At 57.2% G+C, this 17,956-nt stretch carries 24 protein-coding genes and 1 pseudogene; 11 read left to right on the forward strand and 14 right to left on the reverse strand.

Annotated features, from left to right (window positions below; genetic code table 11):
* The first annotated feature begins 246 nt into the window (after positions 1-246).
* Both AC1D2G_RS27350 and AC1D2G_RS27355 read left to right on the forward strand, forming a co-directional pair.
* A complete protein-coding gene (locus AC1D2G_RS27350) occupies positions 247-630 on the forward strand; it encodes a response regulator (RefSeq protein WP_477417910.1) in 384 nt (127 codons plus the stop codon).
* A 6-nt stretch (positions 631-636) separates the two neighbouring features.
* Positions 637-882, forward strand: a complete 246-nt coding sequence (locus AC1D2G_RS27355; protein ID WP_477417912.1) for a DUF982 domain-containing protein — start codon at positions 637-639, stop codon at positions 880-882.
* 20 nt (positions 883-902) lie between these two features.
* Here the strand turns inward: AC1D2G_RS27355 and AC1D2G_RS27360 are convergent, their stop codons facing one another.
* The 4 genes from AC1D2G_RS27360 to AC1D2G_RS27375 form a co-directional block, all read right to left on the reverse strand.
* A complete protein-coding gene (locus AC1D2G_RS27360; RefSeq protein ID WP_284269195.1) occupies positions 903-1,166 on the reverse strand; it encodes a hypothetical protein in 264 nt (87 codons plus the stop codon).
* A gap of 253 nt (positions 1,167-1,419) precedes the next feature.
* Positions 1,420-1,596, reverse strand: coding sequence for a hypothetical protein (locus AC1D2G_RS27365; protein ID WP_477417914.1), 177 nt, complete (start codon positions 1,594-1,596; stop codon positions 1,420-1,422).
* Positions 1,597-1,604: 8 nt separating this feature from the next.
* Positions 1,605-1,814, reverse strand: a complete 210-nt coding sequence (locus AC1D2G_RS27370; RefSeq protein WP_477417916.1) for a hypothetical protein — start codon at positions 1,812-1,814, stop codon at positions 1,605-1,607.
* A complete protein-coding gene (locus AC1D2G_RS27375; protein ID WP_477417918.1) occupies positions 1,789-1,998 on the reverse strand; it encodes a hypothetical protein in 210 nt (69 codons plus the stop codon). The genes AC1D2G_RS27370 and AC1D2G_RS27375 overlap by 26 nt, the downstream gene beginning before the upstream one ends.
* A gap of 457 nt (positions 1,999-2,455) precedes the next feature.
* Between AC1D2G_RS27375 and AC1D2G_RS27380 the strand changes: the two genes are divergently transcribed.
* A complete protein-coding gene (locus tag AC1D2G_RS27380) occupies positions 2,456-3,772 on the forward strand; it encodes a hypothetical protein (RefSeq protein WP_477417920.1) in 1,317 nt (438 codons plus the stop codon).
* Between the two features lie 11 nt (positions 3,773-3,783).
* On the opposite strand, the gene AC1D2G_RS27385 is transcribed toward AC1D2G_RS27380, so the two are convergent.
* Positions 3,784-4,497: an SOS response-associated peptidase gene (locus AC1D2G_RS27385; protein WP_477417922.1), complete on the reverse strand. Its 714-nt coding sequence runs from the start codon at positions 4,495-4,497 to the stop codon at positions 3,784-3,786.
* A 9-nt stretch (positions 4,498-4,506) separates the two neighbouring features.
* Positions 4,507-5,508 (reverse strand): DUF2971 domain-containing protein, encoded by a 1,002-nt coding sequence (locus AC1D2G_RS27390; protein WP_477417924.1) that lies wholly within the window; start codon positions 5,506-5,508, stop codon positions 4,507-4,509.
* Positions 5,509-5,670: 162 nt separating this feature from the next.
* Between AC1D2G_RS27390 and AC1D2G_RS27395 the strand changes: the two genes are divergently transcribed.
* Positions 5,671-6,084 carry a hypothetical protein gene (locus tag AC1D2G_RS27395; protein ID WP_477417926.1) on the forward strand — a complete coding sequence of 138 codons (414 nt, stop codon included), beginning with the start codon at positions 5,671-5,673 and terminating at the stop codon, positions 6,082-6,084.
* On the opposite strand, the gene AC1D2G_RS27400 is transcribed toward AC1D2G_RS27395, so the two are convergent.
* Positions 6,074-7,483 (reverse strand): tyrosine-type recombinase/integrase, encoded by a 1,410-nt coding sequence (locus tag AC1D2G_RS27400; RefSeq protein WP_477417928.1) that lies wholly within the window; start codon positions 7,481-7,483, stop codon positions 6,074-6,076. The two genes, AC1D2G_RS27395 and AC1D2G_RS27400, sit on opposite strands and share 11 nt — an antisense overlap.
* 221 nt (positions 7,484-7,704) lie before the next feature.
* On the reverse strand, positions 7,705-8,838 hold the full coding sequence (locus AC1D2G_RS27405; protein WP_477417930.1) for a tyrosine-type recombinase/integrase: 1,134 nt from the start codon (positions 8,836-8,838) through the stop codon (positions 7,705-7,707).
* Between the two features lie 280 nt (positions 8,839-9,118).
* Between AC1D2G_RS27405 and AC1D2G_RS27410 the strand changes: the two genes are divergently transcribed.
* The 3 genes from AC1D2G_RS27410 to AC1D2G_RS27420 all read left to right on the forward strand — a co-directional run bounded on the left by AC1D2G_RS27410 (position 9,119) and on the right by AC1D2G_RS27420 (position 11,310).
* Positions 9,119-9,325 (forward strand): DNA-binding protein, encoded by a 207-nt coding sequence (locus AC1D2G_RS27410; RefSeq protein ID WP_477417932.1) that lies wholly within the window; start codon positions 9,119-9,121, stop codon positions 9,323-9,325.
* Between the two features lie 70 nt (positions 9,326-9,395).
* Positions 9,396-9,656, forward strand: coding sequence for a hypothetical protein (locus AC1D2G_RS27415; protein ID WP_477417934.1), 261 nt, complete (start codon positions 9,396-9,398; stop codon positions 9,654-9,656).
* The gene (locus AC1D2G_RS27420; protein WP_477417936.1) at positions 9,643-11,310 is read left to right on the forward strand and encodes an AAA family ATPase; all 1,668 of its coding nucleotides are present in this window, start codon (positions 9,643-9,645) and stop codon (positions 11,308-11,310) included. The genes AC1D2G_RS27415 and AC1D2G_RS27420 overlap by 14 nt, the downstream gene beginning before the upstream one ends.
* Before the next feature lie 274 nt (positions 11,311-11,584).
* Here the strand turns inward: AC1D2G_RS27420 and AC1D2G_RS27425 are convergent, their stop codons facing one another.
* Positions 11,585-11,746, reverse strand: coding sequence for a hypothetical protein (locus AC1D2G_RS27425; RefSeq protein ID WP_477417938.1), 162 nt, complete (start codon positions 11,744-11,746; stop codon positions 11,585-11,587).
* Between the two features lie 113 nt (positions 11,747-11,859).
* Between AC1D2G_RS27425 and AC1D2G_RS27430 the strand changes: the two genes are divergently transcribed.
* A complete protein-coding gene (locus AC1D2G_RS27430) occupies positions 11,860-12,039 on the forward strand; it encodes a hypothetical protein (RefSeq protein ID WP_477417939.1) in 180 nt (59 codons plus the stop codon).
* A gap of 387 nt (positions 12,040-12,426) precedes the next feature.
* Here the strand turns inward: AC1D2G_RS27430 and AC1D2G_RS27435 are convergent, their stop codons facing one another.
* The gene (locus AC1D2G_RS27435) at positions 12,427-12,819 is read right to left on the reverse strand and encodes a hypothetical protein (protein ID WP_477417941.1); all 393 of its coding nucleotides are present in this window, start codon (positions 12,817-12,819) and stop codon (positions 12,427-12,429) included.
* A gap of 65 nt (positions 12,820-12,884) precedes the next feature.
* A complete protein-coding gene (locus tag AC1D2G_RS27440; RefSeq protein WP_477417943.1) occupies positions 12,885-13,082 on the reverse strand; it encodes a hypothetical protein in 198 nt (65 codons plus the stop codon).
* A gap of 623 nt (positions 13,083-13,705) precedes the next feature.
* Here AC1D2G_RS27440 and AC1D2G_RS27445 point away from each other — a divergent pair.
* Together AC1D2G_RS27445 and AC1D2G_RS27450 are read left to right on the forward strand one after the other, a co-directional pair.
* Positions 13,706-14,200 (forward strand): DUF4365 domain-containing protein, encoded by a 495-nt coding sequence (locus tag AC1D2G_RS27445; RefSeq protein WP_477417945.1) that lies wholly within the window; start codon positions 13,706-13,708, stop codon positions 14,198-14,200.
* Positions 14,197-15,381: a hypothetical protein gene (locus tag AC1D2G_RS27450; protein WP_477417947.1), complete on the forward strand. Its 1,185-nt coding sequence runs from the start codon at positions 14,197-14,199 to the stop codon at positions 15,379-15,381. Before AC1D2G_RS27445 ends, AC1D2G_RS27450 begins: the two co-directional genes overlap by 4 nt.
* Positions 15,382-15,508: 127 nt before the next feature.
* On the opposite strand, the gene AC1D2G_RS27455 is transcribed toward AC1D2G_RS27450, so the two are convergent.
* The 3 genes from AC1D2G_RS27455 to AC1D2G_RS27465 all read right to left on the reverse strand — a co-directional run bounded on the left by AC1D2G_RS27455 (position 15,509) and on the right by AC1D2G_RS27465 (position 16,950).
* A complete protein-coding gene (locus tag AC1D2G_RS27455; RefSeq protein ID WP_477417949.1) occupies positions 15,509-15,892 on the reverse strand; it encodes a hypothetical protein in 384 nt (127 codons plus the stop codon).
* A gap of 307 nt (positions 15,893-16,199) precedes the next feature.
* On the reverse strand, positions 16,200-16,586 hold the full coding sequence (locus tag AC1D2G_RS27460; RefSeq protein WP_477417951.1) for a hypothetical protein: 387 nt from the start codon (positions 16,584-16,586) through the stop codon (positions 16,200-16,202).
* A 154-nt stretch (positions 16,587-16,740) separates the two neighbouring features.
* Positions 16,741-16,950, reverse strand: coding sequence for a sunset domain-containing protein (locus AC1D2G_RS27465; protein ID WP_477417953.1), 210 nt, complete (start codon positions 16,948-16,950; stop codon positions 16,741-16,743).
* A gap of 851 nt (positions 16,951-17,801) precedes the next feature.
* Between AC1D2G_RS27465 and AC1D2G_RS27470 the strand changes: the two are divergent.
* Positions 17,802-17,956 (forward strand): annotated as a pseudogene (locus AC1D2G_RS27470) (IS110 family transposase); the annotation flags it as partial.

Consider the following 17,956-nt stretch of genomic DNA (forward strand, 5'->3'; position numbering starts at 1 on the left):
CTGAAGCTGCCTGTAGAGCCCAAGCTGCCCCAGGAGCACCAATCTCTGCTTGACGAGATTGAGGGCAGACGCAAGCACTGACCCGACGGCACTGCATTGGTTCACGATACGGTCTACGCAAACCGCAAAAAAACTCTTGACGACGGGCTTTAAGGGAGGTTCATTCCGCGGTGTCGCTGGCTGAAGTTGTGGGCGCTGGCGAGTGGGAAGGGACTTTAACCCCCCGCCCTCAATTGGGTGATGACGATGGACAGCCAATCGGTGTTGTCGGTTGTCGTTTTGGAAGATGAGGCGCTTATTGCGCTTGACGTTGAAGAGGCCTTGCGTGATGCAGGGTTCAAGGTCTTGGCAGTTATCTCGTCTTGCGCCGACGCCCATAAGTGGCTTGAGACAAACTCCCCAGATGTCGCCGTCCTCGACATTGAGCTTCGGGACGGGAACTGCGCGGCAATAGCCAGCCTGCTTCATGATCGGAACATTCCGTTTGTTGTTCACACCGGAAGCTCTTCCGAGACCGCCCGTGATGAAGCTCCCATTTTTCTAAAGGGACGTTGGGTCTCCAAGCCCAATGGGCACTCTGAGCTGACCAACGCGGTTGCGGCTTGTATCAACGGTGGGTCCACAGCATAAAGCTCTATGGCACTCCATTGGTTCAACCCTCCGATCTACGTCAGGACTGACCGCCCTGGCATCCGCTTCGGGGTCAGCCACGTCGAGGGTGCCGCCGAGCAACTCCTGAAGTGGACCAAGCGTGGCCCTAAGTGGCAACATGCCGTGGAGACCTGCATGGCAGCAATTGAAGGACAGGTGCCTTCTCAGGACGCCCGCAGGGCATTCGAGGCAGCGGCCAAGGAAGAGAGCATGTTCCTCCCACCTGCTTAGGCAGCCTGACCGTCCAGTCGTCACTCCATGTCGGGCACGTCGCCGCCAACAAAGAGCGTGGTCGGCTCACCGTACTCTCCAAGCGATGGGTTGGCGTCACGCGACCACGCAATGACCCCGGCATGTTTCCCGGCCAAACCCTTCGCGGTTCTTATCGCCCGGTCCTCGGTCTGCTGCTCGGCTGGCCCAAAGACGGGCTGAAGGTCGCCGGTCTCATCGCGGTCGAAGGCGGTGACGACTATCAGCTTGGGCATCTTCGGTTGCGGAAGGATGTTGTCTGACATGCTGCTGCCCTTCGTTGGAGGTTCGTTAATCGGCCCCATCGCGCTGGCGTCGATGCCACCCCCGGCTGAACCCAAAGCTCACGGCGGGTGCCCATAGGGCTACCTCGCGCTCCAATGAGGCGTTGGCGACAAGAAGTGCCTTCACTGCCTCTCGGGCATCCCCGCCGCAGGTCGCTATGGCCTGATCAGCGGCAAGCTCCCAGTCCATCGCGTTTGGATCGACTTGCTGTTGCTCGGCTGGCATTGCTCGGTCTCACAGGTATTTCTCACCATCGCCGCGATGCTCGAAACAGAACCAGTGCGGTTCCCGCTTTGGCTTCGCGAAACCCCATCCGGCATCCTTGCCGCAGCCAGGACGCTCGCAATAATGATGCTGGATACCGGGCGCTGTGACGTGTTCGGGGCTTGGAAGCCTGATTTCGTCGCTCACGTCCGCCGTCATCCCAGCATTACCGGGGTATCGTCATAGCTGACGGTCGCCACCCCCGGATGCCGGTGAGCGATGGCGAGTATCTTGGTCTCAAGCTCACAATTGTAGACCATGAGCGCTTTCACGGTCTCAAGCGGGCTCTCGTATAGAGCGATCAGCTTCACTGCTTCCGAATGCAGTTCGGCTTTGGCTTCAGCGTACAAATGCAAGATGCTCACCCTCATTCCTCCTTGCGGGGCGCGGTCCCGAGCGCGCGTCAAGTTGTTGCTGAAGGCGCCCGTTGAGGACGATCATTTCCTTGAGTGCCTTCATCACGTCGCCCTTATGGACGGCAACGRAATTGTCGGCGACGGCTTGAAGAGCAGCCTCTTGGCGGCTGTCGAGCGTCACGATGTGGTCCATGGCGATTGCTCCAAAACGCTTCATACCGGCAGTGAACAAAAAGAGAACATAAATGTCAAGGACGAATTGACCGGAGGAGGAATGCGTTCCTATCTTGGTTCCATGCCTGACACTGGTGGAAGCGAAAGCGCGGCGGCGAATGGAAGCTCAGCAATGCCCATGAGATTGGGCAGCTTGTGCTGGTCCGTTGCGGTCTGTGCAACGTCAAGCGCTGGTATCTGCCCAGTGACCTCAAGGAAATCTTCGGGGACGTCGAGGCCGATTTGGTGGGCAGCAAAATGAGTTGCGAACGATGCGGCAAGAACGACTACATGCATGCCGAGACGCAAAACCCAGCTGCCCGGGAGAGGCAGGGCATTCGGGTTCGGCGGCTTGCCGAAATCAGAACCGTACGGCGGGTCGTTTGGAGGGATGAGACGAACTAGGATCACGAGTGGTAGAAGGCTGGGGGAGAAACATGGCCAAAGACACACAACCGGCCCGGCAACGAAAGAGACGTGCCGATCAATCTGCAGTGCTGAAGAAGAAGCGCTATCGCGGCAACCTAGTGGTCGGCGAAGACGCCATTGCTGTCCGCTTCTCACTTTCCGCTAGGGCAGACTGCCGGCTGCGTTTTGAGTTCGATGCTGTAGACGGGGGCAGCTTCGTGCGCCTCGCGAAGACTATGGGTAAGCCAGGGCAAGCTATTGAACACTTTGCCGTGGACGCGAACAGCAAAGCTGGCGATCGCATTACCTCCGATACGTTGTCGCTGGCAGCATACCGGCACAACCACAAGGGCCACCTCATCGAGGTGAACTATCTATCCGTGACGGTCACAAACGTCATGAAGGAGATGGCACCGAAACCCATCCTTAAGCTGTGGTTTCGTGGTTTTTCGTCCTTTCGCAACTCACCAGTTGAAACTCCTCTGGGAACCTTGGCGGTTTGGGGAGCCACAAAGGGATCATCCTCGGCGGATGAGATGTCTGGTTGCGTGACGATTACGGCTCCAAGCGCGACGCCGGGCGCCGATTGGATCATCCAAGCCGATCAGTTTCTGCGCCACATGCACCAAGGTCTCGCGTTCGCTCATGGCGCTCGTCTCCAAACGCCAAGGCTGGATCATGCAGAGGGCAACACCTTCACCGCTACCTTCTACGCCGGTTCGGGTAACCGACAGGAGTTCGCCGTCCAGCACTCCCTAGATCATGACCCTATCATCGCAGCGTTGGTGCGTCGCTATTTTGACCAAGGGCCTGTGCCAGAGGTCGTCTGGATCGGGCTGCGATGGATGCAAAGCGGTACGAGTGTCGACGAAGTCCGCTTTCTTACCGCGATGACAGCACTGGAAACGATCATAGAAAGCCAGCTGCCAGAAAAAAGGGGAACAATAGTCCCTAAAGCCAAGTTCAAGATTGTTCGACAGAAACTCATTGACGTGGTCGATCACGACCGAGACCTGACCTCTGATCAGCGGGAGATTTTCAGGGAGCGTGTCAAAGGCATCAACCAAAAGCCCCTTTCCGCCAAGATCGATGCGGTATTCGATCACTATCGGATTTCGCGACGCGATTTCCCCCTAGAGACGATAGTGTCTCTCGTGAGGTTGAGGAACACAATCGTGCATACCGGCGTGCTGCCGGACGACGTCGACATTTGGGACTGGATCATTCTTGTTCGCGAACTTATCACCCGCATACTCCTTAGCGAGATCGGTTTCAAAGGTCGCTATTGCTGCTACGTTGGAGGATGGCATGATCGAGACTTCCCCGACCTGTCCCAGCCGGCATGAGGGTTGCCCTGCTACAGCAAGGGCAGTTGGCCCTTGGCGTCGGCGGAACCCTGCGGGATCTTGATCTGTGTCGCTGGCTTCTCGACGATCACAAGGGCGGCGTCTGGCGCCGGGCGCTGTAGACCCTTCACTTCCGACCATGGCGCCGTAAGCCACATCTCGGTTTCCTCTTGTGTCCTCAGGATCACGGGCATGGCCTTCTCGTGGATCGGCTTGATGAGGGCGTTAGGCTCGGTCGTCAAGAACCCATAAACCTCGTGGTCGCTGGGGCCGTCCTTCACCTTCCGCACTCCATGCCAGGGCGTCCACAACCCCGCAAAGAAGAACAGCGGACGGTCGTTGTTCAGGGCAAACCAGTAGTTCCGTTGAATGCCAGTCTCGGGGTCCTTGTCGTTCTCCTCCGGGCTCGGCTCCGCGAAACTGGTCACCGGCACCACGCAACGATGCTCGACCCCGAGATACTGCTGCCAGTGAAAGTAATTGGTCTTGCGAATGTTGGTGGTTCCGTAGTCGGCCTTGCCTTTCACTCGCTCGGGTGGGGACGGCATTCCCCACAGGAGATTGGCCAACTCTCGCCCCCCGTCCAGAGCGTTTCGGACCACGGGGCCAGGTCGGTTGGGATAGATGTCAAGGGACGGCTCGAGGTTGCCCAAGATGTCCCGCAATGCGCCGGTCCACTGGCGGATTGCCTCCTGCGACGTGGTGATGTTGTAGAGGTTGCACATTTATGAAACTCAACGGCTCTGCGGCCTCAATGGAATAGCGGAAACGGACACCTTTTGTGCTGCATTCGGAACATTGGCGGCCGCAAGTTCAGTTATGAGCGCGTCTCGCACGGCCACCGGGAACTCAGTGGGGCCAATTATCACCCGCTCGATCAATTCCGGAATTTCAATACCTACTAGGCCCTCTTCGGGCCGGTTTTTCAGGGGTATCTCGTACACTGGCTGAGGCACGCCCCCGACGTTCTTGATAGAGCGCTCAAGAACGGGCGACTGGTGCATGGCTGGAACGTGTATCAACCGCCATTCCCGCTCCTCACCGAAACCGGGGTGCTTTGTGCAGGTCACTCCAAAAAGAAACAAATTAAATACAGCTCCAACAACTGCAGATAAATCGACTGTTCTCAGGAAATCCTTGTCACGTCCAATGTTGGAAGTGACTTCCTGCATGATAGCCAGAAATTGAACCGCACTCAGATAACTCACGGGAGCCGCATAAGCCTTCAGGACATCCGATGTAGCTCGAAACGGCTCAGGATTAAGCACCATTGCCACGCCAACAGAGCCTTTGCCATAAGCACGCCACATCGAAAGGCGGCCATGAGCGTCTTCAGATGACGGGTGTTCGGAGATGCATGTGATAAAGGTTCCGACCTCTATCGTATTGGCCCACCCATTGAGGAGTTCGAGGGATTTTGCGCCTGCCTCGGGATGTACTTCGTCGAGGGCTCGAAAGAACGCAATCTGGCCGAGGTCTGGGGACCGTTCGGGGTCCACCGGAGCGAAGAACCGGCGCATCATCTGCATTCCGTGTCGCACCTCGCTCAAATCGTTCATGCAGAGGGTGCTACGCATCCAAACTCTGCTGTGCCGAATGATCTCGATGGCTACCTCAGCCGACGTGTAGTGGACCAGCTTGTGAGAGTTTCTGAAAAGGTCGTCCCTTGCTCGAACCATCGAGGGGTTAAAGATCGCGGTGATCTTCTCATTGGTTTCGATTTCTTCTGCCGTCATTGTCCATGCCCCGTTCTGCCAACCCAGCGTCCTACAAGTTCGGCACGACCTTATCGCCTCACCCGAACTTCCGCCGGGTCGTGGTCATGAAGGTTGCACGCACACTGGATTGCAGGAAGATAGCGTGCCCGTTGGGATTGATAGGCAACTTGGGGGAATACTATGCTACTCAAATCACTTCAATCAATCATGGATACCGAGAAACCGGCTTTTGAATACACCAGAAATCTCCTCGCCGTAATTGCCTACTGGACCGGCTTGGGCGTCACCTGGCTGCTCATTGGGACGCCTAATGCCGATCCGGAAGCATTTCCTTCCGGCCTATACCGCTTTCTTATCGTTCCTTGCTTGTTTGGTTTCTATTTGCTTTTTCGACTAGTGAAGTTGACTACCGCACTCTGTCGGGAAATTGGGGACAATTTCGCGAAATCTGAATGGTGGGCAATTCGGCAACTCTCATTTGCCATTCCGCTGGGTGGTGTCATTGGGTTGGCCGGGTTCGCCTTGCTGCTCTCGTTCAACCTCGTCCAAGTTGTTAGCGGAGTAATGAGGCTTCTGTCGCACTCTACTCCTTGACGGCTGCGAGCGCCTTCAGCATGGCCTCAGTCGCCACCTTCAGCCGCGCCTCTTCGCCCCCGTAGTTGTCCCCAGCGCCACCCCCTGAGTGACCCATGATCGACCGCTTGAGCTTCTCGGGGACCCAAGCGATTACCAGCAAGTCCTCCATGCGGTGCCGCAGCGAGTGGGTGGTGACCTTCCTGTCCGTGACGGCAGCTCTGACGTGCTTTCCGAGCGCTGCCGACGCTTTGTCACCGCCGCCTTCATGACCGTAACGGGCAAACAGCATCTTGTTGTCACCGGCAGCATTGACGGCCTCCCGCGCCGCCTGGAGGGCGTCACCAACGAGGGGGACCTTCCGGCGCGATACTTCGGTCTTCACCCGGCGCTCGTCGTGCCACTCAACATCGATGTGCGGGTGTTGAACCTCCAGCATAACGTCGCTGACCCGAAGCCCGCTAATCTCGGATAGCCGGCAGCCGGTGCCTTCTAGGAGCCGCCAAATCTGTTGGAGGTCCTCGGCAGCACGATCCATGACGCGCGCCCGTGTCGCTGCCAGCTGTTCTGGGGAGAAAGGGAGCCTCTTACGCTTATCAGGTTCTCTAGCGCTATCCGCAACGTCGAGCTTCTCAAACTGGTTTTTCACCCCGACAAGGTCAAACTCTCGAATGCCGTGGGTGATGATGGCGCGCACTACGTTGAGATAACGGTCCACGGTCGCGGCCTTTGTAATGACCTTCAACATGGCGTCGACAACAGCTCTGGCATCGGCACGCTTCATGTCCGCCAGCACGGGATCATAACCCAGAGCCGCTATGACATGTCCGACCACGCGGTCGGCTTGTTGCTCRTCCCGCTTCTTCGATTTCTCGGAAGGATTGGTCTTGGTGAAGCGGTCCTTCAAATAAAGCCGCTTGGCGTCCTCTAGGGTGGGCGAGGGACCGACGGGCTTATTTGAGGAGGTCAGTAGCGTCAGCAGTGCCCGGTCCTCGTCAGAGACGCCAACGGGGTGGTCGGTCTCTTCGTCCCTCGGATAGCCTTTAGCGATCTGCTCAGCGACGACATCGCGAGCAATCCATTCGGATAGTTCCTCAGGATCATCAGGATCGCCGCTGCCGGCGCGATACGGGTTGAAGCCGAGGTCCCGAAGTCGCTTGGTCGCTTGGTCGAACAGTTCGCGCGCTGTGAGCTTCGCTGCCGGCGCCTTCACTCCATGCAACTCGTCCCATGCTTTGGCGAAGATTTGCTCTGCCTCGGCGTGGGTGGCGTCATACTGCTTGCGCACCTCGGCGTCGGTTTTGCCGAGGCGAAGCACCATCTCAGTCTTGCCAAGAATGCCTTGGAGTGCCTTAGGCACCTTCCTTCGATAGACCTTCCGATTGCCGCGTGGCTGGACATGCTCCAGTGCCATTTTCATCCTTCGTGTACCCCTCGGTGTACCTTTTGGTGTACCTCGGGGGACGTTGAAACCCTTGAGTTCCTTGATTTCTGGGGATTGTCGGGTGGAAACTGGTGCCCCCGGACGGAATCGAACCGCCGACCTTCGGTTTACAAAACCGCATGCTGATATTGATTATATTAAGTTATTCGCTTCCGTGTTGCATCCGTGTTGCACGGACTCCGTGTTAACACGCGGAATCAACCCAGTAGGGCGGTTTCCATCTCGGCAATTTTGGCTCTGTCGTCGTCTTCGGATTTGAAGAGATATCCGTAAACATCGTACGTCATCGCAAGCGATGCGTGCCCCATGAGGGATTGAACTTTCTTGGGCGGAAATCCCCGTTCGATGAACAGTGCGGCAGCAGCATGGCGCAAGGCGTGCAAGCTATATTTGGCATCGAGGATCGGCTTGCCGTTCTCGTCTTTCTCGTCTGTCTCTACCGTGACGCCCGCCGCGATCTGCGCTGGCCAGAAGACGCGGTGCAGAAGATTGGCGTGGCCTTCGATATTTCCCTCGCCATTGGGGAATACTAGGTCGTTCTCGCCCTTTGGGCATTCTTTGCGCCATGCCTTAAGCATGGCGACGGTGCTATCAGAGATCGGTATATCGCGCGTGCCAGCGTCAGACTTGGGCTGCCCAAATTCGTTGTAACGATCGACGCGGCGGCGAACATGGATGGTGCCGACTTCTATGTCAACGTCGCGCCACTGGAGACCGCGAAGCTCGCTGGCGCGCATTCCCGTCAGCATTGCAACCCGAATGAAGGGGATCCACCGCGCTGGGGTATGCCTCAGGATGGCGCGAAGCTCATCCTTGGTTGGCATATCTAGCCGGCGCTTGTCGCGCGTGGCCGATGGCATCTGTATATCGCGGGCAGGGTTTGTGGCTGCGTGACCGCGTGAGACTGCATGCTTGAAAATTGAGGTGAGGGCACCGTGCACCTTCGCCAACGATGAAGCCGACATTGTGCCAGTTAGATCATCGATAAAGGTTTGAATTGAAGGGGCGGACAGAGCGGCCAGTTTCGTGGCGCCGAATCTTGGTTTTACGTACAACTCGTAGGTCGACTTGTACCGCGCTACCGTTGCGCGTTCCCTGCCATTTTTCTCCGCCTGCGCTAGCCAGAGCTTTGCGGCTTTGTCGACAGTGATGCTTGCGCTATCCGCCACGTGCGTCCCGGCACGTACCTGGCCGCGTGCAGTCAATAGGAAGTCGTCAGCAGCCTTCCTCGTGGCAAACTGCTTGTGCCGCCGACTACCACCTCCATCGCGGTAGTCGGCCTGCCAGACTATCTTGCCGGAGGGGAGTTCGCGCTTGCGGATTGTAGCCATGTTCGTCTCCTTTGAGAGGTGACGGTATATGACCATCGGTTTCTATGCAACACGGAATTATTTGCAACACGCCGCAACTCACCTCGTTACCCGTACAGCTTGACAAAAAATGTGAAAACGCCTATTGAATTGGTAAGTCGGCGCTTGTAGCCGCGACTCGCTTCTCCCGCCCAACCGAACGGCGGCCCTAACCCCTCTTCACATTTTCAGTTTTTGGAACGCGCGTCGGCGCGTGTGGATTTCCGCGCCTTATGGTGTCGGTTGCAACGGGGAATTTCAAATGACTGACAACGACAATACACCGCTTGCCGCAGACATCCTGCGCGGCGCCAACGCCATAGCCAAGCATCTCGGCTTCCCTCGTCGGGCTATTTATCACTTGGTCAGCAGGAACGGATTGCCGCACTTCCGGCTCGGCGAAACTGTATGCGCTCGGAAGTCGACGCTGACCCGATGGATACAGGAACAAGAGGCGAGGGCGGCCTAGCGCCCCACACTATTTCAAAAACCCACCGCCGAACCAACGGCGGCAATCTTCCAAAAACGGGAATTCCAAGTTGAAAATTGTAAATTGCAGGCCTGCCGCCCACCATGGCGGCGGGCGGTTCCGCAACGTCGCGTTATTTGACGCAGAAGTGGTCGACGGTCTCCGCATCATCGGCTTGAAGCTAGCCGTCACTAACGACGGGAAGAAGTTCGTGTTCGCACCATCAAAGGGCGGACAGCGCCTCGCACAGTTTGACGGCACCTATGCCCGCCTTCTGGCGGCGGCTGCCTGGGATGCACTGGGAGGCCGTGTAGCCAATGTCCCTTCTTAATGAAATGACGCCGTTCGTTCTGCCGGACGGATTCGGCAAGGATGACGACTTTAAGCCTGCCGTGGCTTTGGTCGGCATAGATCCGCGAGAACACGCGTTGGACTGCCTGGCCGATTATGCAGACATCCTGTTCGGCGACATTGTTCTGGTGCCTTTCGACGTCGGTGAGGCTGATTGGGCCAAAACCACACGCGACACGATCGAAAAGTTTGCAGGCCATTGGACTGAACTCGAGCCGGAAGACGTGCCCCGTCTCGGCATTCTCACGGATGGCTTCGCTCGATTTTTGGACGATGTTGAAGGCGTGTCGGTGGTCACGCTTTGGCGCGAAGGCACCCCAATCATTCGACAGATAGACGGAGAGCCGTGCGGCGCAGCGCTGGACGTCATTATGGATGCAATCATTGATGACGAGCCGCTTAAAGTGCGACCGCCGGATGCGCCTGAGAAAGATCAGCAGGAGCAATACGACGACAGTCAAACTCCCAAGCCGATCAAGGCAAGCCCATTTTTGCTGGGCGACCCTTCGGCTATCCCGCCTCGCCAGTGGCTATTCGCAAGCCACTACATCCGCAAATACCTGACATCGACTGTTGGCGCTGGCGGCGGCGGCAAGTCCGCCCATGCCGTTTCGGAAGTTCTGGCTATGGTCACAGGCAGGCCGCTGTTAGACCCGGACGGCCCCTTGGGAAGGAAGCTCCGCGTTTGGTATATCAATGTGGAGGATCCGCGCGACGAAATCGAGCGCCGCTTCGCTGGAGCAGCCATGCACTTCGGAATCACCAACGAGCAGATTGGCGGACGGCTGTTCACTGATTCCGGGCGAGATCATGAGTTCGTCATTATGCGCCAGGTCGGAAAGGACTTTAAGGTCTGCACCCCGCTCGTAAGAGCAATGGTCGCCGAGATCAAAGCGAATGCGATCGACGTAGTAATAGTGGATCCTTTCGTCTCAACGCATGAGGTTCCTGAGAATGACAACAGCGCCATTCAGCGCGTGGCAAAGGCATGGCAGCTTGTAGCTGAGCGCGGCGATTGCTGCGTTGAAGTGATCCACCACATCGTCAAAGGCGCTGAGGAGGTGACAGCAGATTCCGGCCGCGGTGGCGGTGCGCTGAAGGACAAGGCACGTTCCGTCCGAACGATAAACGGTATGACGCAGGCCGAGGCCACTAAGGCGGGTGTCGAGGATCGCCGCGAGTACTTCCGTATCGACCTCGGCAAGGTGAACATGACCAAATCGGCACGAAGCCAGTGGCGTCGCTTCGAGTCCGTCAGCCTCGGTAACGGCAGTGGAATGCTAAGCCAAGGCGATAGCATCGGCGTTGTCGTGCCGTGGCGGTGGCCTTCGTCGTACGTGTTGGCTGAGCGAGTGGCAGAAACTCGACGTGCCGCCGTGGCAGACGTGCCCGAAGACATGCTTGCCGGATTGAAGGTGAGGCTGCACGCGAGCCACTATAAGGAATCGGCGCAGGCTAAGAATTGGGCCGGCAAGTTGGTGGCTGAAATTTTTGGTCTCGATCCGAAGGCCGATTGTGAGCAGATCAAGACGATGCTGGCCGCATGGATAGATGCTGGCGAACTGGAAATCGTTGAAATTCAGGACGCCTATAGGCACCCAAAACCGCACATAAAACCGGCTGCGGCACCTTAAAAAAGAGGTGCCGCAAAGGGGGTGCCGCTAGTGACGCAAAACACTGCGGCGCGGCACCTATACCCCTTGTGGGGATAGTGCCGCACGCTGCTGTGTGTAGAAAATCCAAGGTGCCGCAAATCGACGTGGTGCCGCACAACTACGGGGTCGCTCATGGTCACTACAGCCCAGACCATCACTGTTGATGAAGGGTTCAGGTTCGCCGCATATCGTGGCAGTCGCTCTGGAAACTCGGGCCGGACTTGCGGCCGGCCGCCAAAGATAACGAACCGGCTTACAACTCGCCGAATTCATCCTCGTTTCGGTCTGACGGGATGCGCTCATAGTCAAGGGGAGATTGCGGGTTCAACTCGACGCGGGCCTGCGCGCGTCCGACCTCTTCCCCAAACTTGTAAGCCACGTAGAGTGCCCCGATTCTGATCAGCCAACGGATCATGGAAGTCTCCTTCGGCAGAGAAACCCACGCAGTCGGCAGATTGTTCCATAGACTGGAACCAGGCACATCAAATGCTCGTTCATCTGACTGGTATGCAGGAGGAGAACGCAAATATGGCCGCAAAGAAATCGACCGATACCAGCCGCCTTAAGAAAGGTGCAGAACTTGAGGTTGAGCACCTGACGGAGGTGACGGATGTCACGGCCAAACAAGCACGCGAGCTACTTCGCAAGCACGGCGCTGACTGGCCGAAATTGAAAGACGAAGCAAAGGCCTTGAAGGACGATGACTGATGGGCAAAAAAACCGATGATCTCAAGCGAGAGATTCAGAATGCCGTCGCCGTGCTAAATGAATGCGAGGCTGCCATGCGCCTTGGGGAAAGCAGCCGCGCGCACGATCTAATTCGCGATACCATAGTGAGGCTCGAGCGACTGCTACACGACGCCCAAAGCCTCCCTCACACCTAATGTTCATCTTGCCCTGGCGCGCGCCGCCCGAGAATCTTTTACGCCCACGAACCAGCCGCCTTTTATGAGCCATGCTGACTGCGCCTGAAGTGGAATAATTCGCCCGAGAATCTTATGTTAGTGTTTGCAGGGCGGTTTCGCCCCTAGATAGTATGAGAGAAGACCAGCGCCGCGGTGGCGCTGATGAAGACCGGCCTCGCCGGAACCGCGCCTAGAGCGCCTTTTCCCGAAGATACGGAATGAGCACTTCCCGAACGATCGCGCTTGCCGACGGCAGCGTGCAGATACGTCGCGTAAGCTGGAACGAGTTTTGGAAGATCAGGTCAGACCTGAAGCCTGCGAACGATAACCAGCGGAGGGATGGTGCAATCGTTGGCGAAGCCGAGACGCGCACGAACGCGCGTGCGAGGGGGTAACGGGGTGTAAGCTCAAAAACCAGCCTTACCTTTGCGACCGATGTGGGAGTTACCTGTGCAAAAGCGGTAGAAATAAAGTTTTTTGTGGGATTTTTGCCCGTAACAATTTCGGAGAATTTCATATGACAACGACCCGCGAAATGCTCGCCGCGCACAAAAATATGCAGCCGGCCGAGAGTGCCGAGCACGCGCTAAAGATGACCGAAGCGGTGCGCTTGGCCGAGGCTGCACACTGCCTGCGGCAAGCGCGCCGCTATTCGGTCTTTGCGGGCACTTCTTTCTTTATAGTTTGAGTGTCCGCAGCCTTCGACATGTCGGCCTTCTCGACGCTCGCTGTTTTCTGCGTGTCGACCGACGCCTGCACCTTCTCGTGAAACGGGCAATTGGCATAGGCGGCGGATACGGACAGGCAGAACGCTGTGGCTGTTGCGAGGAAAGTTTTCATCGTCATCGCCTCTTTCGTTGATGACGCAACGTAACCTGCTTGCGGCCGACGGCAAAATCACTTTTGCCCTCGCGCGCGCGCGTTACGCGTGCGGGCGCGTGAGTTAGGTTTTTCTGTATTACGGCTATCGCTGTGCGATGCGGGCGGTCCGTTGGCCGTTCACCGGCAACCTGTCGACACCCCCCGGGGGGCATAGACGATCGCTCCAGAGATGGCCTTCCGCCTACCGCTCCGGCCGCTTTACGCAGAGAAAACCTATTCAGAATATGACCGCTAAGGGGATTTCAGCCTATGCCCAGCCCCCGAATTCCGTACGAGAAAGCGGTACTTACAGGCTACACAAAGAGCCATCCAGCGCGGTTTGGCAAAACACATAACCAGCCTAGCAACGGCAGCCTTGGCCAATTGGCGATCCGTTTGACTGGCTATCCGACTATGCGAAGGAAGCTTGGGAGGAAATGGCGGATGCGATGCCATGGCTCAATTCCAGCCATCGGTCGATCCTATCGATCACCGCCTATCTCGGCAGAGAAGTATTTTAGGTGAACTGGTCTACGCGGATCCGACGGATGGCACCGGCCTCGTCATGTGATACACCCCGAACGGAGCTATATTGGCAGGACGGGTGCATGGATTCGCTGCTCGCAGACTCGGACATCGAGGAGGCTTATTCCGCCGTGTATGCACACGCCGTCGCCGCCAGCGCCGGGTACGTCGTCGCTTTAAGAACTTTCGACCGTGACGGAGTTGATTTGACCATCGAGGCCGGCGATACGTTTCGCCCCAAGCTTGATGTTCAGCTGAAAGCCACCATCAACCTGGACAAGGTAGGTGACAGCTTTAGATACGCTTGCAAGCAGCGAAACTACGACCTGCTCCGGATAGAAACGCAGACACCGCGCATCCTCGTGGTCCTCCGATTGCCGCAAAGCAAGGGTGAATGGTTAACACTTACGCCGGAGAATTTGATTCTACGAAATTGCGCTTTCTGGGTGTCTCTGGCGGGTTTTCCGGCAACGGAAAACCGGACAAGTACGACCGTGGACATCCCTGTGACGAATACGTTTGATACGGAAACCCTCAGAAAATTGATGGAAAAATCCCGGACAGGGAGCCTCGCATGATCAAGTCGCTCACCGATGACCGTGACGTGCTCCTTGCACTGACCCCTCAAGCCTTATCCGCTTATGTCAGAGGCCAAGGGTGGACTCGAGCGGAAAGATTCGGCCAGCACAGCGATGTCTTCACGAAGGAGAACGCGCCTGAATTGATCATACCGGGAACCGCGAAATTGGGCGATTACCCCGATGTCGTTTCTGAGATCATCAGGACGATCGCCAATCACGAAGGACGGTCTGAACTTCAAGTCTATCGCGATTTATCAGGCGCGGATCGCGACGTAATACGCGTTCGCGCACCTGAGGCTGACGAGGATGGATCGGTCCGCGTTGATGCCGGTGTGGACATCTTTCTCCATGCCAGGGATCTCCTGCTTTCTGCCGCCTGTGCAGCAACTGAACCTCGTCCCGCTTATCGAGCGGGAGGGAATAAGGTTGCGTCAAACTACATGGATCGTGTGCGTCTTGGTCAGACCGAGCACGGGAGTTTTGTGGTGACTTTGCTTGCGCCTGTCCCGCCGTCATTGCAGGCGCCTGCTCAGCAAGATCTTTGGCCCTTCCCTGAGGAGGAGCCATTTGATCGTCAAGTTACGCGACGCCTGGCAGACGGTTTGGAGTCTGCGAGAAGGGCAGCAGAAGAGGCGATTAGAGGCGACGGCTTGGAACCATTTCAGCGGGCTGTGAAAGATGGCGTGAGTGCAAATCTGTGCGAAGCACTTGCGTCATTAATTGAGCGTGGTGAGGGCTTGGATGTGTCGATCACTTGGGCACGCACTCGCCCAACTCCAGAGGCTCGCAGGCGAGTGCAGTTCACTCGGGGGGACGGCGAGGTGTTTCAGGAGGCTGCCAGACAGTTGCGTGCGCGGGAGCCGAGACCGGACGAGTATATAGAAGGTTATGTCACTGGCACTTCCCGCAAACCAACAGACGTGCAGGGCCAAATCACCGTAAAAACGTTTATCGACGGGAAGCCAGTATACGTCAGGACCATATTAAGCCCAGATGATTATTCGGACGCACTTGCCGCGCATGACACCAAAAATGCTATTACGTTGATTGGCGATTTAAGGCGCGAGGGAGAGCGCTGGTGGTTGGACAGGCCGCGCAATCTTCAAGTAGCTGAGGATGAGCAATTTACAGACGATGATGAAGAAGTTGTATTAGGCGCCGCATTTGAGGCTGAGTGACCTAACTTAAATACCCTAGAGCGAACTCTGGCCGCCCATCGAGGCGGCCTTTTCATTTTAGGAAACCCACCAACATGCCCAACACCACCCAACGCGCCCACGCGCTGGTCTGGGAGCAAGTTTGGACTTATCGCCCGAAATGCCCCGAGCTGCGAAGCTTAGCAATGAGCATCGTTGCCGTTCCGCCGTATTCAACACGGGCATGCTCACTGAGCGGAGACGCCTCCCAGGCTGCCAATTCCGCGACCAGAAGGTCGGTCTCGCCGTTTACTGACGCGCACCGAAGTTGACCATCCTTCTGCATCAAAACAACTGCTATGCCCGCTTCGCCGTAGCCGATAGCTGCCATCCGCTGGATGTGGGTGTCACCTTCGATACGGACGTCGAATAGCACCGACCCTGAGGTTTTCTGCGCAGCGTCAGCCACCCGATCGCCAAACGGTAGATGCATCCCGTCGACATCGCCAAGCGACTGTTCGAACAGCACCATTTCAACATGCGTAGCCACCATTCGGAGACAGTGCGCCCGCCCGCGCAATTGGCAACCTGTCTTCGACGTTTTCACTAGGATTTTACATGAAGCCCACCCAACGCGCCGCACCGCTGTGCGCACTCATCGGATCAGGTCAGGAATAGATATCTCTAAGGATGCTCAGCCAACCAAATGGTAGACGTGCTGATCAGATAGGATGGATGCCGTGCGGCCGGTTGCTGCTATCCACCGCTGAGCGGTCTTTCTTCCGCGAGAGATCGTCGATAATTGATTCCATGCCTAGCGATGCTAGCGGGATTTTGGCAACAGGCAGTTGACTCAGCCCTCACTCGATCAGCAGCCTAGCCAAGACCTGTGTATGCATTCGACCGCCTATGGAAATATCATCCACCTGAACGACCATCGGAAGGCCCATTTCTCGTGCTGCTTCTAGGGCATGCGTCAATTCCGATGCCCATTTGACACCCTTCAACGCTGCGTCTTCTTGCAGAAATTTCTCCGTATTCAACTTGTCTAGATCGGGCGCCGGCAAGCCTGCATTGCGCAGATGTTTTGCCAGTTTTTTGAACAGGTGGGGGTTACCTCTTTCGCTCGATGCCCTTGCGTTTAGGGTCGAAAGACCCTGGCCCTCAATGCTGAGATGGATCTCCTTGTCGCCGTCGTACCAGACGCCGATCTTCGGATAAGCCGTCCTCCCGCTATGCTGGGCCATGAATGCCTCCCTTCCTATGAGCCAGGCGCCCGGAGCCGCAGTGCCGACTCCATGCTGACTGCCGACTCGCACGCCGGTGCCATGCTCGAGCGCTCGCCATCGGCGTGAGAAGGTAGACCCGACGTCACAAATAGTGCTGCCAGACAGACGAGCTTCATCGTCTTGCCTTCCTCCAGCCGGCGGCGCGCGCCTCTTCCTCAGAGCAAAACCAGCGCTCGCCCTTGCTTGGCGTGATCACTGTCTGGCTGTAGTATTCTTGGCCTGGGACGTGATAGATCCGCTCGCCGGTATTGATGCTAATATTCCCTTTGATGCTGCAGCCGCTCCCAAGCAGGCCAAAGATCCCGGTGGACTGATCGGCCACTGTCTCGACCTTGTCGGCGTTCGCCGCTCGCCAATCCCAAGGAATCGATGGGTGGCCCAGGATCGGGAAATAGGTGGCGAACCGGAGCTCGCCGCAAGTGCGAGGATCTGCTGGATCTTCGCATCTCGGATTTGAGCAAGGGCGGGCTGCTGTCGCCCGGGCGCCGAGGGAATTTGGAGTGGACTGTCGGCGGTCGACCTTTTCGTTCGATCGAAATTTTCACGCGCGAAGACAGCTTGGAATTGACCTATCGCCGTCTAGGGCCAGCCCAAGAGTGGCAGCGCGTGCTCGAGGTCATCGCTCTTGATTCCGCGGATCAACATTTCGGCGGTGAGCGGCGCTGGTTCATTTGCCCGTCCTGCAATCGTAGATGCGCAGTTCTTTACGACGGTAACGGCTTTCGCTGCCGTGTGTGTTTGGATCTCAGTTATCGCTCCCAGAGCGAAGATCCTCGCTTTCGATGTCTCTCTAAGGCACGGAAATTGCGGCAACGCCTTGGAGGAACCGCAAGCGTCCCGCTACGACTTGCGGACAAGCCTCGAGGAATGCATTGGCGGACATATAACAGGCTCTACGAAAAGGCAGTAGCACAGGAGCAGGCGACACTGCGCGCTTTTGCTGGGGCGGCGGACAGGCTGCTCGCCGTCAGTCGTTAGAGGCCGCAGGACAAGCGCCCGCCGGCAATTTATTCGTCGTAGGTGCCGTGGCTGCTTTGCGCCCTATGTCGGTCGTTGAGGTCAGCTTTGCCACCGCCTGAAAAGCAGATGATGTGGATGGCTCCCGCTCCCGGCATCTGAGTGCCAAAGTGTGGATGCTGTCAAAGCGACCACGAGCCAAGGGAGCCACCCGTCATGGATATTATCACGATCGGCCTGGATTTGGCCAAAAGCGTTTTTCAGGTTCACTGTATTGATGCGGTGGGCGATGTTGTCGTCCGCAAGCCGCTGCGCCGCCGGCAGGTACTGCCCTTCTTCGCGAAGCTGTCGCCCTGTCTGATCGGCATGGA

Source organism: Mesorhizobium sp. P2_C7, assembly GCF_056404515.1.

Bases quoted from the DNA above. Each gene is read 5' to 3' on its own strand.
- AC1D2G_RS27350 (WP_477417910.1), top strand. From the start codon at position 247: ATGGACAGCCAATCGGTGTTGTCGGTTGTCGTTTTGGAAGATGAGGCG.
- AC1D2G_RS27355 (WP_477417912.1), top strand. From the start codon at position 637: ATGGCACTCCATTGGTTCAACCCTCCGATCTACGTCAGGACTGACCGC.
- AC1D2G_RS27360 (WP_284269195.1), bottom strand. From the start codon at position 1,166: ATGTCAGACAACATCCTTCCGCAACCGAAGATGCCCAAGCTGATAGTC.
- AC1D2G_RS27380 (WP_477417920.1), top strand. From the start codon at position 2,456: ATGGCCAAAGACACACAACCGGCCCGGCAACGAAAGAGACGTGCCGAT.
- AC1D2G_RS27385 (WP_477417922.1), bottom strand. From the start codon at position 4,497: ATGTGCAACCTCTACAACATCACCACGTCGCAGGAGGCAATCCGCCAG.
- AC1D2G_RS27390 (WP_477417924.1), bottom strand. From the start codon at position 5,508: ATGACGGCAGAAGAAATCGAAACCAATGAGAAGATCACCGCGATCTTT.
- AC1D2G_RS27395 (WP_477417926.1), top strand. From the start codon at position 5,671: ATGCTACTCAAATCACTTCAATCAATCATGGATACCGAGAAACCGGCT.
- AC1D2G_RS27405 (WP_477417930.1), bottom strand. From the start codon at position 8,838: ATGGCTACAATCCGCAAGCGCGAACTCCCCTCCGGCAAGATAGTCTGG.
- AC1D2G_RS27410 (WP_477417932.1), top strand. From the start codon at position 9,119: ATGACTGACAACGACAATACACCGCTTGCCGCAGACATCCTGCGCGGC.
- AC1D2G_RS27420 (WP_477417936.1), top strand. From the start codon at position 9,643: ATGTCCCTTCTTAATGAAATGACGCCGTTCGTTCTGCCGGACGGATTC.
- AC1D2G_RS27425 (WP_477417938.1), bottom strand. From the start codon at position 11,746: ATGATCCGTTGGCTGATCAGAATCGGGGCACTCTACGTGGCTTACAAG.
- AC1D2G_RS27430 (WP_477417939.1), top strand. From the start codon at position 11,860: ATGGCCGCAAAGAAATCGACCGATACCAGCCGCCTTAAGAAAGGTGCA.
- AC1D2G_RS27440 (WP_477417943.1), bottom strand. From the start codon at position 13,082: ATGACGATGAAAACTTTCCTCGCAACAGCCACAGCGTTCTGCCTGTCC.
- AC1D2G_RS27445 (WP_477417945.1), top strand. From the start codon at position 13,706: ATGGATTCGCTGCTCGCAGACTCGGACATCGAGGAGGCTTATTCCGCC.
- AC1D2G_RS27450 (WP_477417947.1), top strand. From the start codon at position 14,197: ATGATCAAGTCGCTCACCGATGACCGTGACGTGCTCCTTGCACTGACC.
- AC1D2G_RS27455 (WP_477417949.1), bottom strand. From the start codon at position 15,892: ATGGTGGCTACGCATGTTGAAATGGTGCTGTTCGAACAGTCGCTTGGC.
- AC1D2G_RS27460 (WP_477417951.1), bottom strand. From the start codon at position 16,586: ATGGCCCAGCATAGCGGGAGGACGGCTTATCCGAAGATCGGCGTCTGG.